Here is a 16,068-nt window from a genome sequence, read left to right as displayed (position 1 = left end):
CTACTATTCTACCGCATTTTATCATTTTTTAACGCATTCGCCTTAAATCATTCCATATACTCTAACTTCAGAATACCCATTTGTCGATAATATAAGAAGTAGAGAAATGTCGAAAATGTATTGGACGGGGTGTATGATGAAAAATTCAACAATTATTGGTTTGGTGCTAGGATTAGTCGCTGTACTTGGAGGCATGGTTTTAAAGGGAGCACACCTGTCCTCTCTTGCAAATCCAGCTGCTTTTATGATTATTATTTTGGGAACTATAGCCTCCGTCATGATCGCCTTCCCGATGTCCGAGCTATCCAAAGTCGGTAAACTATTCAAAATGGTGTTCACTGAGCAAAAGCTGCCTATGCGTGATGAGCTGATTCAGCGCTTCATGGAATGGGCTTCCATTACACGTCGCGAGGGTTTGCTCGCTCTTGAAGCAAAAGTTGACGAAATTGAAGATACATTTCTTCGTAACGGCATGCGTATGATTATTGACGGAAATGACCAAGATTTTGTACGCGATGTTTTACTTGAGGATATTGCCGCAACAGAAGACCGCCACAAAGCGGGGGCACTTATTTTTACGCAAGCTGGTACATATGCCCCTACACTTGGGGTACTCGGAGCAGTTGTCGGCCTCGTTGCCGCACTTGCTGATATGAGCGATATGGGAAAACTCGCACATGCCATCGCAGGAGCTTTTATCGCAACACTTCTTGGTATCTTTACAGGTTATGTATTATGGCATCCTATTGCTAATAAACTGAAGCGCATGTCTAAGAAAGAAATTCAAATCCGTCTTATGATGGTGGAAGGCCTTCTTTCTATTCAATCCGGCGTATCAACGATCGCTATTAATCAGAAGCTATCTGTTTTCCTTACACCTACAGAAAGATTGAAGATGAGGGAAAAGGAGGAAGGCGCCGTTGAGCAGAAAGCATAGACACGAAGAACACGAGGAGCATGTGGATGAATCATGGCTCATTCCTTACGCCGATTTGCTCACCCTGCTGCTAGCACTTTTTATCGTGCTGTACTCCATGAACTCCGTCGACGTAAAGAAGTTTGAAGAAATGTCGAAAGCATTTAGTTTAGCACTCAGCACTGGCAGCGGTATTCTAACCGAAACGTCCGCTGTGAAAAGCGGCGAGGATGACGGGAAGAAGCAAAAAGAAGAAGGCGGCAAGCTTCCCGACAAGGATGTAAACAAAAATCAATCAGATGAAGAGAAAGCTCGCGAGGAACTTATTAAGCAGGAGCAGAAGGATCTCGAGGATCTGAAGAAAAAAGTAGATGCCTATATTAAGAAAAACGGACTGACATCTGATCTTGAGACGAAGCTAAATCTCTCACAGCTGATGATTACGATTAGCGACAACGCATTATTTGCACCGGCACAAGCAACTGTTAAGCCTGAATCGAAGGAGCTTGCCGTTGCAATCAGCAAAATGCTGCAGCAGTACCCTGATTATGAGGTCATCGTTTCCGGTCATACCGATACAACGCCGATCTCGACTTACCAATTTAAATCTAACTGGGATTTGAGCTCTATGAGGGCGATTCGTTTCTTGGACGTCTTGCTCGAAAATAAACAACTGAAACCCGAGCGCTTTAGCGCTATCGGTTACGGTGAGTATCGCCCTGTTGCCGACAACGAGACAGTTGCAGGCAAATCCAAGAACCGTCGTGTAGAGGTTTCGATCATCCATACGTACACTGATGTCACGAATGCCCAGCAGTTAAATGTAAAAAAACCATAATAAAAAACCTGAATCAACTCGCCCTAAGCGTGTGATTCAGGTTTTTTTGTCGTTATACGAATGAATACTTCCTGCTTAGACCGGCTCATAACTTAATATTTCGAATAAAGTCGCCTTCTCAGCTTCACTCAAATCACGCCATTTGCCAACATGAAGACCGCCGAGCTGGATGTTCATAATACGCTGCCGCTGCAGTCTCCGAACATGATAACCGAATGCTTCGCACATTCTACGAATTTGACGATTGCGGCCTTCCGTTAAAATAATGCGGAATACGCGGTCCGTCACTCTTGTTACAACACATGGCAGTGTCATGCTGCCTAGAATATGAACTCCGCTTGCCATTCCTTTTAAGAACGCTTCTGTCATCGGTTTATCTACTGTGACCAAATATTCTTTCTCATGCTTGCCCTCCGAGCGTAGAATCGGATTGACGATATCACCGTCATTCGTGAGGAGAATTAATCCCTCCGAATCCTTGTCCAGCCTCCCGATCGGGAAGATACGCTCCTCATGACCAACAAAATCAACAATATTGCCTTTAATATGAAGCTCGGTTGTACAGGTAATGCCTACCGGCTTATTAAGCGCAATATAAACATGATTTTTTTGCTCGCCGATTTTGCGGCCATCGACACGTACATCGTCACCTATTTCAGCTTGGCTGCCGAGCTGTGCCTTTTCTCCATTGATCGTAACACGTCCGCTGTCTACAAGCTTATCCGCCTCACGTCTGGAGCAATAACCTGTTTCACTAATAAACTTATTGATTCTCAAAGCTGCTTCACCCCGTTGTATGTAATGCCAAGTCGGCAATTTTGTCCGATGAATAATATTGAATCATCGATGACTTGCTTGCTGCCTTCATTTGTCCAGCTTGTCCCGCCGCTCTTCTCATTGCCAAAGCTACATCCTCTCCCTTAATCGGCCGATACTTGCGCAGCGGACCAACCATTGCAAATTGCAGCCCTTTCGAAACGACAGCTCCAAACGCTTCACCAGGTCGAGCCTGCGGTCTTTCGCCAAGCAGAAGCGAGGGTTGAAACACTTGAACTAGCGGAATGCTCAGCTTAGCAATCGCATCCTGCAGTTCCCCTTTCACTCTGCTGTAAAATATTTTTGAACTGGAGGAAGCCCCCATAGCCGTCACGATAGAAAATAAAGAAGCATTCGTGCGTTCTGCAAACCGGGCAAGCGTGAGCGGATATTCGTAATCTACTTTGCGGAAGGCTTCTTGCGTCTTCGCCACCCTGATCGTCGTGCCAAGCGTGCAAAATACGACATCTGCATGTACCTGCTCCAGTGTTTGATCCAAATCCTCAAAGGAGATAACGATCATATTCAGTTTGGAGAGCTCATTTGCGCTGCCCAAAGCTTTGGTCTCTAGCGGCCGCCTTACAATAACGGTTACCATCGTCACCAGCGGATCACGAAGCAGCTGACGGAGCAAAGCTGCTCCGATCAAACCAGTAGCTCCTACGAGTAAAGCGCTGTAGCCTGAAGCATCATGAAGCACGTTCCCTTTTTGCCATGAACCATCTACAGAAGATTCCTGCTTCAACGAGAATCCCTCCTCTTACATTTCCGTTAGAAGCCCGATCTGTGCTTATGCTTCCAGTATACCGCTCTCCCGTGTTTCTTTCAAAGCTGGCAGCAGCAAATGTATCGTTGTTCCGACATTAACCTGGCTTTTAATATCCATCGTTCCGCGGTGGCTGTTAATAATACGCTGACTAACCATAATGCCGAGCCCTGTGCCCGTTTCCTTCGCTGTAAAAAAAGGATCTCCAATTTTCGGTATCATATCGTCCGGGATGCCCATTCCTTCATCCGTAATCGTGATCGAAATGTATTCCCGTTTATGATTAATATGAATATGGATTCGTCCACCATTTGGCATCGCTTCAATCGCATTTTTTAGCAAATTAATAAAAACTTGCTTCAATTGATTTTCTTCACATGAAATTAAGCAAGAATCATCGGTTAGAGTAACACAAAACTCGATATTATGAAGAAGTGCCTCACTGTTCATTAACGCAATAACATCTTGCAGTATATCCCGTATGTCCTTGGTGACAAACCTCGTCGCTTGCGGCTTCGCAAGAATGAGAAACTCGCCAACAATGAGATTGATCCGGTCAAGCTCCGATAACATAAGCGTTACGTGGGAAAGCGCCAGCTTCTTGCTCTCCTGCTGGAGCTGCAGGAAGCCGCGAAGCGTCGTCAGCGGGTTGCGAATCTCATGGGCTACGCCTGCAGCTAACTGCCCTACTGTCGTCAGCTTCTCCGACCTTCGCAGCAGCTCTTCCATTTTGTTACGGCTCCTCATGTCTCTTGAAATGCTGGCAAAGGCACGAATCGTTCCGTCCGAATCACGAATTGGCGATATGGTTACACTTACAGGTATCAGCTCTCCAAGCTTCGTCATTCGTATCGTTTCCTGAGCTGGCAGTACTTTGCCCGACAAGATCTGGTTTAACATATCCCTCATCTCTGCATGATGAGAGTCGGGAAGAATAGGATTAATGAGACCAATTGCTTCTTCTTCCTCATAACCAAAGAGCAGCTCGAAAGCACGGTTTACTTGAATAACCTTACCATCCAAATCAATAAGATGGATCGCATCGCTCGTATGGTTAATAAACGACTCCAAATGCTCCTTCATCCGGCGGTTCTCCTCAAATGCTCTGCGCAGCTTGTTCATATATATACTTAGATTTTGCGACATCGCATTGACCTTAAGAGCCAGCAAGCCGAATTCATCCTTGCGTTTAATTCGAATCGGCTGTTGAAACCTTGCAGATGAAACCTCGTTAACCTTCCATAATATATCTTTTAGAGGTCTAATCATTACTCCTACCAGCCAATAGCTAATAAAGAGGACGAGCACCATCGATATGCCCGTATAAATGAATGAATCATTTCGCTTCTCCGCGATAAGCTCATTCATTCCCTCACTGTCATAAACGACACTTATAATGTAGTTGCCCATCTGCTTCGTGTAATAATAACTTCTAAAATAGGATTTTCCGTTGATCTCCATCTTTCGAAGCTCAAAACCTGTTTTCTTCACATCGGTTATAATAGATTGATCGCTATTTGAATCCAAATACGTGTAGGTGCCGTAACGAACAGCTGACGTATCTTGCTCAAATACTGTAATTTCATTTATATTTGGATTTAATGTTTTTACGATATCAAAGATATGCCCAGGGCCTGAACGATCCTTCTCCGGAAAGATATAGCCTGAACCTGACTTCTTCTCGTAAGAGGAAAATGTATTTGCCACATGCATGGAAGTATCGTGCATCGCTCGTTTCGCTTGCTCACGCATGCTTTGAATCATCGAATACTCACTAAGCATGTGCTGGAATATAAAAAACGTCAAAACGATAAGCGTGATCAAGACTGAGAATTTCATCTTTATTGACAATGAATGACACATCCTTTTACACAAAAACGTTTTTATTAACAACTTATACACAATATCCACAATTACTGTGCACAGCTCTGAATAAATTGTGAGTATTTATGTGTATATCATGATAGTTATCCACAATGTTATCCACGACATGTTAACAACGGAATATTTGTTCGTTGTATAATGAATAAATAGTAAAGGAGTTATTGTATATGACAAGAGAGCAAGAAGATCAGAAATGGATGCTGGAAGCTATTGAAGAAGCCAAAAAAGCCGAGCAAATTGGAGAGGTTCCTATCGGGGCTGTTATCGTCAGAAACAATGAAATCATCGGAAGAGGCTACAATTTGCGTGAGACGAGGTTTGATCCAACCGCTCATGCCGAAATGGTAGCTATTCGTGACGCCTGCGATCGCATCGGCGCATGGAGATTATTAGATTGTACATTGTATGTCACGTTGGAGCCTTGTCCAATGTGCGCCGGCGCCATTGTTCAATCTCGGGTTAAACGTGTCGTTTATGGAACAAGCGACCCGAAGGCTGGATGTGCAGGGACGCTCATGAATTTACTGCAAGAGCCCCGTTTCAACCATGAAACGGAGCTCACTAGTGGTATTTTACAGCCTGAATGCTCAAACCTGTTGACTCAATTTTTCCGACGGCTTCGAGAGAGATAATATTCTCTACAAATCGTCGCGGCGTATCGTAATATCTGTTAGCTCGTTTCTTTGTATATGCTGTAACGCAACAATTAGTTGATCGGCCTCTTCGCTAATCGCTAGAACATCCGGATCTGTCAGACTGCCGCGCGCTTCGGCTATTTCATGAAGCTTTAGCCGCAACGACTGCAATTGTTTAAGCAAGTGTTTTTTGTCCATAGCTCGCTTCGGGGCACGCTCCTTATCTAGCACTCGTGTGGTAATGCTTCTATTATACTCGTAGAGCAATAAGGAGTTTGTAAAAACTTGTCGACGAACGTAGACAATTTTCGGGCATTATTCGACAAAATGAAGGTATTTTATCCAATTTCTAGTTCTTTTTAACTAGTAAAATCGATCAATATATGGAAAAAGTTACTTGCGTTAAATACAGAATAGTAAAATATACATATATATGAATAATTGAAATATGTTAATAAAATCACAAATATGCTAATAACGCTCATCAAGTGCTTTAATGTTAACAATTCCGATAAATGGTTTCAGCGATTTACGGGTAATGGTGTCGAATGCCAGAAAAAACGGCTGTTAAAGAAGCTGTTTTAAGCGGCAGCATGCGCCTCGGATTTGGTCCAAATCCTCCACATCTTTGTAGCTATTATGAGGATAAATCCATTTGTATTATAAGAAAGTATGAAGTAAAATTATTTAAAACATTAGTCGTAATACAGGGAAATGAACATAAATTAGGATGTCGGGATGTGCCTTTGTGAATAATAAAGCAGTAATTTTGGGTTGTAATTATTATATAGGTTTAAGCACCATTCGTTGCCTAGGCATTAACGGTGTACATACGGTTGCCGTAGATTATTCGACTAAAGATACCTATGGCGCCGATTCAAAATATACGTCTGAGAGACTAATCTCTCCTCATTATAAAGAAGACACGGCAGCGTTCATTCGTTTCTTGAAGGAATATGCCCGCAAGCAAAGCGCTCCTCCTGTCCTTATTCCATGCCACGATTCTTATCTTGAGGTTATCGATGAGCATTTGGAAGAGCTTAGAGAACACTATCTCATACCACAAGACATTCCGGGCATATATTCGGATATGATGAATAAAGAGGTGCTGCAGCGCCTTTCTCTAGAAAATGGCGTAGCTGTTCCCGAAACGGTCCGTGTAGACGAAGATCGTTTCTTTGAGAAGATCGACGAAATCATTAAATATCCTTGTATCGTCAAACCAACAGATTCTCCGTCCTTCGTTGCCAAGTTTAGACGGAAGCTCTTTAAGGTACACAGCCGCGCTGAGCTCGAACAAGCGCTGGCCAAAGCGAAGGAAGCGGGATTGGAAGTCATCGTACAGCGTATCATCCCGGGTTTCGACGATCATATGTATACATTCGACGCGTATTTAAACCAAGATTCAAAGGTCACTCACTGGGTCACTTGTCAAAAATTCCGCCAATATCCGATTAACTTCGGCGCATCGGTGTATACAGGGCAGAGATACGTACAAGAGCTGTTCGATATCGGAGCTCCTTTTCTAGAGAAGATGAAATGGAAAGGCTTCGCTGAAATTGAATTCAAAAAAGACGCCGAAACTGGCCGTTTTTATTTAATCGAAGTCAATTGCCGGATTACCAACCTGAACAACCTGCTGTACCGAGTTGGGGTAAATATTCCATGGATTACTTACCAAGAGTTAACTGGCGGCAACCTTGTGCCTCCCAAAGCCGTCAAAGAGAATACGAACCGTGTTTTCTGGTATGGATATGAGGACATGCTTGCTGTTCGCGATTACATCAAGACGGGTCAATTGACTTGGAAGCAAGTATTCGTATCCTTGTTTAAACCGAAAGCTTATGCGATCTGGGATTGGAAGGACCCGAAACCAGCCTTTTCCTATGCGGCTATCATCGGTGGCAAGCTTACGAAAAAGCTTCTAAGAAGATAACCTGCGAAAATAGTAATAGGTAATAGAATGGAGCTGATCGTATGTTATTGACCTCCTTACTGAAGGATCTGAATTACACGCTCGTGAAAGGCGATTTGCATATTGAAGTAAGCTCCATTGCCTTTGATTCGAGGGAAGCCACAGCTGGCGGCGTGTTTGTTGCGATCACTGGCTTTTCGGTTGACGGACACCGTTTCATTGATAAAGCGATCGCACTTGGTGCGACGGTTGTTATTGTAGAGAAGGATGTTGATGTTCCCGAAGGCATAACGGTGTTGCTCGTTAACGACACGCGTGAGGCGCTCGCCCTGGTATCTGCTAACTTCTATCATCGTCCGACTGAGCAAATGAATCTTATCGGCATCACCGGTACAAACGGGAAGACGTCTACGACATATTTTCTAAAATCTATATTCGAGCAAACGGGGACAGCCCTCGGAATTATTGGCACGATCGGCACAGTTATCGGCGACAAGCTGATTCAAAATAAAAATACGACGCCGGAATCGCTGTATTTGCAACGAATCTTCTCCGATATGATCGAATCACATATGAAGCACTGCGTCATGGAGGTTTCTTCGCATGCACTCAACTTGAAACGCGTTGCTCATTCCAGCTTCAAAACTGGCATTTTCACAAATCTAACGCCGGATCATTTGGAGCTTCACCATACGATGGAGGAATATTTCGAAGCGAAGGCTTTGCTGTTCGACATGACGACGGACTTTAACATTATTAATGCAGATGATAAATTTGGCCGTATTCTCATTGACCGATTGCAGCATAAAGGTCCAAAGCTGGTTACTTATGGCATTGAGCAGGAAGCTGACATTTACGCGACGGATATTACTTATTATGCCGACTATACGACTTATATTGTAAATACGCCAAAGGGTAGCATCGCAATTAAAGTAAACCTGCCTGGGACGATCTACGTATATAATAGTCTAGCCGCTATTGCAACGGCTTATTGCAATCAATTTACGCTACAGCAAATCGCAGACGGCATTTTGGCTGTTGAGGGTATTAAAGGCCGGCTGGAAGTTGTCTATCAAGATGAGGATACGAAGATCATCGTCGATTTTGCTCATACCGAGGACAGCCTGGAGAAGGCATTAAAAACAATCAGACCTTTTACCAAAGGCAAAATCATTCTAGTGTTCGGCGTTTACGCATCTGATGGGGAATCAGGCACAGAGAAACGTAGAGCGATGGCTAAGGTAGCCGCTACATTTGCTGATTTTTCCGTAATCACCTCTGATAATCCCAAGGAGCAGGATAATAATCTGATTATTAGGGAAATTATTGAAGGAGTCGAAGCTTATAACGGAGCTTATGAGGCCGTTATCGACCGAAGAGACGCTATTGCTTTTGCCATTGATATCAGCAGAAAAGACGATGTCATTCTCATTGCCGGCAAAGGTCATGAAACGTCGCAAATTATTGGGAAAACGGAAATCCCATTTAATGAATCGGAAATCGTCAGGGAAATCAAATTAAAAACGACGATTTGACTGCGCTTAAAACAATAAAGTTAATGAAAGGTATTCCACATGTGCGGTTTTGTAGGTTTTGCAGATAGTCGTCCCGACGTTGATCAAGTAGCCATTATTAAAGATATGATGGATATGATCGTTCATAGAGGACCCGATAGTGGCGGTATCTATTCGGATGAGGAAGTAACTTTAGGGTTTAGACGCCTCAAAATTATAGATATGTCTGAAGAAGCCAGCCAACCGATTTACAACGAGGATAATAGCTGTGTTCTTGTATTTAATGGAGAAATCTACAATTATGTAGAGCTGCGCGAAGAGTTGATTCAGTGCGGACATACCTTTGTTAGCCATACGGACAGCGAGGTTATCATTCATGCTTATGAAGAGTATGGAACCTCGCTGCTTCAGAAGCTAAGAGGCATGTTTGCTTTTGCGATATGGGATACGAATACGGAAACGATGTTTCTCGCCAGGGATTTCTTTGGCATAAAGCCGTTGTATTATACACAAAACACAACGGATAATTCCTTTCTATTCAGCTCTGAAATCAAAGCTTTTTTAAAGCAGCCTGCCTTCCGCAAAGAGCTGAACAAGGATGCGCTCAAGCCTTACCTGACCTTTCAATACTCCGTGCTTGATGAAACGTTTTTTAAAGGCGTGTACAAGCTGAAGCCTGGTCACTATATGCTTTACAAACAAGGCAAGCTAGAAGTGAAGCCTTATTGGGACGTTAACTTTACAGAAGAACCGAACAGCCTGTCCCATTACGTCAACCAAATTAAAAGCACAGTAAAAGAATCAGTCGCCTATCACCAAATTAGCGATGTGCCGGTCGGGTCTTTTTTGTCCGGAGGCATTGATTCCAGTTATATTACCGCTTTGCTAAAACCAAACAAAACATTTTCCGTCGGCTTTGAGGATTATGAAGGCAACTTTAATGAGACGAACCTCGCAGAGGATTTGTCAGAAATTTTAAACATCGAAAACTATAAACGACTGGTTTCAGCGGATGAGTGCTTCAAGATGCTGCCAACGATTCAGTACCACATGGATGAACCGCAGTCCAACCCATCCTCCGTGCCCCTCTATTTCCTAGCAGAGCTTGCGAGCAAGCATGTGACCGTGGTGCTCTCTGGAGAAGGCGCAGACGAAATTTTTGGCGGTTATGATTGGTACGATACGACACCAGCGATGAAAAAATACAAGAAGCTTCCGTTTGCAATCAGGCGGCCGTTATCATTATTGAGCGGCAAGCTGTCCAAAAACAGAATCACCTCCTTTGTTGTAAAAGGCGGACAGCGGGTTGAGGAACGTTTTATCGGTCAAGCTCATGTGTTTGAAGAAGCTGATGCCTTAGCCGTATTGAAGGACGAATATAAGCAAGGACCATCCGTACAAAGCATTACGAAGACTATGTATGATCAAGTGCGGGGCAAAGATGATATAACTAAAATGCAATATCTCGATCTGAAGCTTTGGCTTCCGGGAGATATTCTTCTTAAGGCAGACAAAATGAGCCTCGCCCATTCCATTGAGCTGAGAGTCCCATTTTTAGACAAAGTGGTTATGGATCTAGCTTCAAAGCTGCCTACTGATCTTCGTGTACATCCAAGCAATACGAAGTATGCACTGCGTACAGCTGCGAAGGAAGTACTTCCCGATGAATGGGCGAATCGACCAAAGGTTGGTTTTCCTGTACCTATTAGGCACTGGCTAAGACAGGAGAAATATTATAAGCTCGTTAAGGACATGTTTCTCTCGGACCGAGCGAAGCTGTTCTTTCATACCGATGAGCTGATGAAATATCTGGATTCGCATTATTCAGGCAAGCAGAACTACGCTAGATACATTTGGACAGTGTATGTGTTCCTTATATGGCATAAGACGTTCTTCGAGCAAGCGTAACAGGCATGGGGCAGCCACCGGCTGCCTGCTCGTTACACACTGTCGCATAACTATTACGGCTATAAAGTGAAGGAGCCACCAACATGAAAAGAATGATCAAGCTCCTGGTGTTATTGGGTATTATATTTTTTATTTATACATTGTTTACGAAAGAAGATGCAAAACCTGTATTCAATGAGAAAGTCGATTCTTCACCAACGACTGCCCCTACTCCAGAAATAGAGCAAGGAACAATTACAATAATAAGCAAAGACGAAGCAACGCAGCAGCCAATTAAAGATGCTGTATTTATAATAACCGCTGCTAATAGCGGATCGGTTATCGGCACCATGACAACAGACGAAATGGGTAAAGCAACATCTATTTTGCTCGATTACGGTACCAGCTATAAGATAAAACAACAGAAGGTCGGCAGGCCTTATCAGCTGTCGGAGGAAGAGCATCAAATAGCGGTTAAAGGCCCTGAACAAGAGCTGACAACCACCAACAAAACGTTTGAATATGTGAAGGATTATGAGCGGGCAGCTGATGGCTCTATTAACATTAAGAAGGTTTATATGGATGTCGATACCATCATGCAGAAGCCTGAGCTGCCTAACGGCTGTGAAATTACTTCATTAACCGCGGTACTCAATTATTACGGATATGACGTTACCAAAACAGAAATGTCGGATAATTACTTGCCGAAGCAAGCTTTTATCACCAAGAACAATAAATTGTATGGGCCTGATCCCTATAAATCATACGCTGGCGAACCTAGGTCGTTAAAAGGCGGATTTTTCAGCTTTGCTCCTCCTATCGTGGAGGCGGCTAACTTGTATTTTGATGTCGCAGGGCGCAGCAACAGTACTTCAGATATTAGCGGCAGCACTCGGGAGGAAATCATCGAGCAGCTTAATAAAGGGATTCCTGTAGTAACTTGGATCACGCTTGATCTCACGCCGCCAAAAATGAATTACGCTTGGTATTTCAGTGATACTGGTGAATATTATTCAGCTCCTATTAATTTGCACGTGGTTGTCCTAAATGGATATGAGGATGGTAAAGTACATGTAATGAATCCGTTAAAAGGACAAGTTACTTACGATGCAGACACTTTTTTTAACAGCTATGACGCAATGGGAAGCCATGCTATGATCGTTGAATAACTAAATCATTTCAATTAAACACTTCATCAAAAGTAGGTTGAGGCAATGGAAGCTAAAAGCTTAGGCATCATAGGCGGGATGGGCCCAAAAGCAACATCCGTATTTTTCGATATGATTATCGAGCAAACGGCAGCAGACCGTGATCAAGAGCATATTGATATCGTCATTCTCAATCATGCCACTTTGCCAGATCGAACTGGTGTCATATTAGAAAACAAAGGCGAGTTGTTTCTCAAAGCGGTTGCTAAAGATTTCAAAATCCTTGAGGCAGCAGGCGTATCTAATATTGCGATTCCTTGCAATACGTCGCATTATTTCTATAATGATATGCAGCAAATGACAAGCATAAATATAATCAACATGGTGGATGAGACGCTGAAAAAGATCCATGACACCTTTGGAGAACACTGTAAGATTGGTATTCTAGCTACAAATGGAACGGTTAGCAGCGGCGTGTACCGTCATGGCTGCAATCAGTATAATATGCACCTTCACGAGCCTGAAGAAGCTATTCAGGAGCATGTGATGGACATTATCTACAACAAGGTCAAACGCAATTTGCCTGTTGAGCCTTCCGAGTTTGAAGGCATCATTAACCACTTGCTCGTGCAGGATGAGTGCCAGTGTGTGATCATCGCATGCACGGAATTATCCTGCATACCGATCAAAAAAGACGTCGCAGCCTTTTGTGTAGATGCAATGACGGTGCTTGTACAAAGATCTATTGAGCTGTCGGGCAAACAAACCATCGCGAAATAAGAGCATTACAAAAAATCCGGAGATCATTCTCCGGATTTTTTTATGCTTTGGGCTTGTACTATTTTAGATTAAAGAAGATTGAGTTCTACATTAATGTTGCCTCTAGTGGCTCTAGAATACGGACATACCTGATGAGCGGCTTCGACTAATTCCTTCGCTACGTCTGCTTCAACGCCCTCAAGCGCAATATCCAGCTTCACAGCCAGCTCATATCCGCCATCTGCATCCTTGCCAAGCGTAACATGAGCGGTTACTTCGGTTTTCTCCACTTTAATCTTCTTCATCCGGCATACAACGTTAAGAGCACTCTCGAAACAAGCTGCGTAACCTCCTGCAAACAATTGCTCTGGGTTCGTTGCACCACCCACTCCTCCAAGCTCTTTAGGGGCTCTCACATCTACATTCAAAATATTATCGCTTGAAACAAGCTTGCCATCTCTTCCACCTGTTGCCGTTACCGTAGCTGTATATAAGTTTTGCATCATTAATTCCTCCGTTTAGGTTTTTATTTTAGTACGTTACTTTGCAAGCTCTAGACCTTGAAGCTCCCCATGAAAATGCACCTTATCGACAACGGCTTTTATTTAACCTCCGTTACTTGAAATAACTTCTTGTTTTCTTATTGCCAAAGAGAGCCTTCTCTATTCTCCTTATGCAATTTGGTGCAGTGAAGATTTTGTGTTTTATACAATTTAATTTTATAAAATATAATATACACTCGCTCATAGGCGATGTCAATAGTGCTAAGTTATATATGCTCAAATAACAAAACAGATTTCCTCCACATTTAGGGAAGAAATCTTGTTGTTTTATTATATTCAGTTAAATAGTAATCCTCATTCGATCTTAGAAAATCGCTCTAATACCCACTAAGTTGAGGGTTCTAGACTAATCTCGATTGTTTTCTTTCCTAACCGTTTGTTCAAATAATCACGATTTGCCAAAATGCGCTCATCTGTCGGCCGGAATTGTGCTGCTTTTTCATTATGATCGTACGCGGCTTCGTAATCACCTATGCCATCGTAACAAACGCATAGTTGAAGCTGCGGCAGCCATGTAGAACAAGCTAAATTCTCAAAGCCCCAGTTCTCTTCCGGCTTCTCCGTGCTCAGCGCTAATTTATACCAATAAATTGCCAGCTTATACTCTTGACGCTGTAAGAAATAATAACCGAGGCGGCAACAAAATTCTGGACGAGGCTTGTCGTAATGGAAAGAGCGGAAGATCGAATCGACCACGTTGCGTACTTCATTAAGCTCGCTGTAGCAATCTGCAAGCCTGCCGCAGGAAGCAATGTTATCCTCAATCCATCCTTTGCCCGTCGCAAGAAACTTTTCGTAGTACCTTATAGCAGCCTCATATTTCCCATGATCCTTAAGTTCATTGGCATAATAGAATAAATCGCGCGGAGAAAAGATTTCTCCTTTTGCCAGTCGTTTCTCATAAATGTTCAAATTGCGATCACTGTCATGATGTATACTGCTATGGGTTACGGCGATATCGCTGCTCAATATATCCCCGTAGACTTCAAGGTATTCATGCACCGGACCAATCCATTTGAAAGCACGCGATCTTTTTACAATTCGGTTTCGTCTTAGCTTTGAAGTTACATTACCAAATTCATCAAATGCCAAATGGTATTCCATAGAAATGGAGTCGACGGCAGGATCTACATTTTGTTTTAGCGCCAGCAGTTTCTGCTGATCGATTTCCTTCAAAATATCATCTGCATCCAGCCACATAATATGGGATTTGGTTGCTAAAGAAAAAGCATAGTTGCGAGCTGCCGCAAAATCATCGATCCATGTAAAATGTTCGATGCGATCGGTAAACTCGCTCGCAACCTGCTTCGTTAAATCCGTGGAACCCGTATCCACAATAATAATCTCATCAGCGATATCCTTCATGGAAGTTAGACATCGACCGAGCGTTTTCTCTTCATTTTTGACAATGAGGCACAAGCTGATGGAAATCAACAAAACCACACTCCCATGAGTCGATTAGATTGATACATCATATTCTCATGCCATTATCCTGTTACTCCTGCTTTATTAACTAACCCGAATGATGGTCAAAGCCGCACCTGCTCCGCCGCCTAACAGCGTTGCTGTTCCTAATAATCCAAACATTTGAAGCGTTATGGTGCTGCCTGCAGTCAAAGTAATAATAGTATCATTATTAAAGCTCGATACGCTTAGTACTGGAGCAACAGTAGATGCAAGATTGGCTGTACCATTAATTAGAAGACGAGTACTAAGAAGTAAGGCAGCCGTGGTATTGATTTGATAAGTGATATAATATCTGCCTGCATTAGCAACTGTAAAGGTATCATTCGCTCCGTTGACAGTAATATTTGCGCTTAGGTTTTGTGAGCTTGGGAGTGGTACATTTGTTCCTCCAAGCACAACAGCGATAAGTGCACCCGTTGTATTGCCAGCATAACTAGAATCGGCCGTTGGTTCAGCACCTGTTACACCTGTGGCTCCCGTAGTTCCGGTTGCTCCCGTTGCTCCTGTGACGCCATTTGTTCCAGTTGCTCCCGTCGCGCCTGTTACGCCATTTGTTCCAGTTGCTCCCGTCGCGCCTGTTACACCGTTGGCTCCTGTTGCTCCTGTGGAGCCTGTTACACCCGTTGCTCCTGCCACTCCTGTCGCACCTGTCGCGCCTGTTACACCGTCGGCTCCTGTTGCTCCTGTGGAGCCTGTTGCACCCGTTGCTCCTGCTACCCCTGTCGCACCTGTTGCCCCAGCAGTTCCTGTCGCTCCAGTTACACCGTCGGCTCCTGTTGCTCCTGTGGAGCCTGTTGCACCCGTTGCTCCTGCTRYTCCTGTCGCGCCTGTTGTCCCAGCTGTTCCTGTCGCACCAGTTACGCCGTCGGCTCCTGTTGCTCCTGTGGAGCCTGTTGCACCCGTTGCTCCTGCTACYCCTGTCGCRCCTGTTGYCCCAGCWGTTCCTGTCGCACCWGTTAC

At 43.7% G+C, this 16,068-nt stretch carries 16 protein-coding genes; 9 read left to right on the top strand and 7 right to left on the bottom strand.

The features are described from left to right. The first annotated feature begins 136 nt into the window (after positions 1–136). Both motA and AB4Z45_RS28715 read left to right on the top strand, forming a co-directional pair. Entirely contained in the window at positions 137–937 is an 801-nt protein-coding gene (gene motA, locus AB4Z45_RS28720; protein ID WP_054027115.1) for a flagellar motor stator protein MotA, read from the top strand. Then, positions 921–1,754, top strand: a complete 834-nt coding sequence (locus tag AB4Z45_RS28715) for a flagellar motor protein MotB (protein WP_441912794.1) — start codon at positions 921–923, stop codon at positions 1,752–1,754. Before motA ends, AB4Z45_RS28715 begins: the two co-directional genes overlap by 17 nt. 75 nt (positions 1,755–1,829) lie before the next feature. Here AB4Z45_RS28715 and rluF read toward each other — a convergent pair whose 3' ends face one another. From rluF to AB4Z45_RS28700, 3 genes are read right to left on the bottom strand one after another with little or no spacing between them, the layout of a single operon-like run. Then, entirely contained in the window at positions 1,830–2,531 is a 702-nt protein-coding gene (gene rluF, locus AB4Z45_RS28710; RefSeq protein ID WP_441912793.1) for a 23S rRNA pseudouridine(2604) synthase RluF, read from the bottom strand. 7 nt (positions 2,532–2,538) lie between these two features. Beyond that, the gene (locus tag AB4Z45_RS28705) at positions 2,539–3,315 is read right to left on the bottom strand and encodes an NAD(P)H-binding protein (protein ID WP_441912792.1); all 777 of its coding nucleotides are present in this window, start codon (positions 3,313–3,315) and stop codon (positions 2,539–2,541) included. 45 nt (positions 3,316–3,360) lie between these two features. Continuing rightward, positions 3,361–5,187, bottom strand: a complete 1,827-nt coding sequence (locus tag AB4Z45_RS28700) for an ATP-binding protein (protein WP_441912791.1) — start codon at positions 5,185–5,187, stop codon at positions 3,361–3,363. 200 nt (positions 5,188–5,387) lie between these two features. Here AB4Z45_RS28700 and tadA point away from each other — a divergent pair, with 200 nt between their 5' ends. Continuing rightward, positions 5,388–5,852 (top strand): tRNA adenosine(34) deaminase TadA, encoded by a 465-nt coding sequence (gene tadA, locus AB4Z45_RS28695; protein ID WP_441912790.1) that lies wholly within the window; start codon positions 5,388–5,390, stop codon positions 5,850–5,852. Positions 5,853–5,858: 6 nt separating this feature from the next. Here tadA and AB4Z45_RS28690 read toward each other — a convergent pair whose 3' ends face one another. Next, complete coding sequence (locus AB4Z45_RS28690; protein WP_441912789.1) at positions 5,859–6,053, bottom strand: Spo0E family sporulation regulatory protein-aspartic acid phosphatase; 195 nt, start codon at positions 6,051–6,053, stop codon at positions 5,859–5,861. A gap of 350 nt (positions 6,054–6,403) precedes the next feature. On the opposite strand from AB4Z45_RS28690, the gene AB4Z45_RS28685 reads away from it, so the two are divergent. From AB4Z45_RS28685 to AB4Z45_RS28660, 6 genes are all read left to right on the top strand, one after another. Continuing rightward, positions 6,404–6,607, top strand: a complete 204-nt coding sequence (locus AB4Z45_RS28685) for a hypothetical protein (RefSeq protein ID WP_339205953.1) — start codon at positions 6,404–6,406, stop codon at positions 6,605–6,607. Next, complete coding sequence (locus tag AB4Z45_RS28680; RefSeq protein ID WP_441912788.1) at positions 6,604–7,791, top strand: carboxylate--amine ligase; 1,188 nt, start codon at positions 6,604–6,606, stop codon at positions 7,789–7,791. The genes AB4Z45_RS28685 and AB4Z45_RS28680 overlap by 4 nt, the downstream gene beginning before the upstream one ends. 41 nt (positions 7,792–7,832) lie before the next feature. After that, a complete protein-coding gene (locus AB4Z45_RS28675) occupies positions 7,833–9,305 on the top strand; it encodes a UDP-N-acetylmuramoyl-L-alanyl-D-glutamate--2,6-diaminopimelate ligase (RefSeq protein WP_441912787.1) in 1,473 nt (490 codons plus the stop codon). Positions 9,306–9,344: 39 nt separating this feature from the next. Then, positions 9,345–11,192 carry an asparagine synthase (glutamine-hydrolyzing) gene (gene asnB, locus AB4Z45_RS28670; RefSeq protein ID WP_441912786.1) on the top strand — a complete coding sequence of 616 codons (1,848 nt, stop codon included), beginning with the start codon at positions 9,345–9,347 and terminating at the stop codon, positions 11,190–11,192. Between the two features lie 83 nt (positions 11,193–11,275). Further along, positions 11,276–12,340: a C39 family peptidase gene (locus AB4Z45_RS28665; RefSeq protein ID WP_441912785.1), complete on the top strand. Its 1,065-nt coding sequence runs from the start codon at positions 11,276–11,278 to the stop codon at positions 12,338–12,340. A 45-nt stretch (positions 12,341–12,385) separates the two neighbouring features. After that, entirely contained in the window at positions 12,386–13,099 is a 714-nt protein-coding gene (locus AB4Z45_RS28660) for an aspartate/glutamate racemase family protein (RefSeq protein WP_441912784.1), read from the top strand. A gap of 68 nt (positions 13,100–13,167) precedes the next feature. Here AB4Z45_RS28660 and AB4Z45_RS28655 read toward each other — a convergent pair whose 3' ends face one another. The 3 genes from AB4Z45_RS28655 to AB4Z45_RS28645 form a co-directional block, all read right to left on the bottom strand. Then, positions 13,168–13,581 carry an organic hydroperoxide resistance protein gene (locus AB4Z45_RS28655; RefSeq protein WP_076271553.1) on the bottom strand — a complete coding sequence of 138 codons (414 nt, stop codon included), beginning with the start codon at positions 13,579–13,581 and terminating at the stop codon, positions 13,168–13,170. Positions 13,582–13,968: 387 nt separating this feature from the next. Further along, a complete protein-coding gene (locus AB4Z45_RS28650; protein ID WP_441912819.1) occupies positions 13,969–15,075 on the bottom strand; it encodes a glycosyltransferase in 1,107 nt (368 codons plus the stop codon). Positions 15,076–15,150: 75 nt separating this feature from the next. Continuing rightward, a partial coding sequence (locus AB4Z45_RS28645) for a BclA C-terminal domain-containing protein (RefSeq protein WP_441912783.1) occupies positions 15,151–16,068 on the bottom strand: 918 nt, incomplete at its 5' end.

Source organism: Paenibacillus sp. MCAF9 (assembly GCF_052114265.1).
Lineage (GTDB): Bacteria > Bacillota > Bacilli > Paenibacillales > Paenibacillaceae > Pristimantibacillus.
The sequence above is the reverse complement of the archived record's forward strand: the minus strand, read 5'-3'. Positions and strand labels throughout refer to the sequence as shown.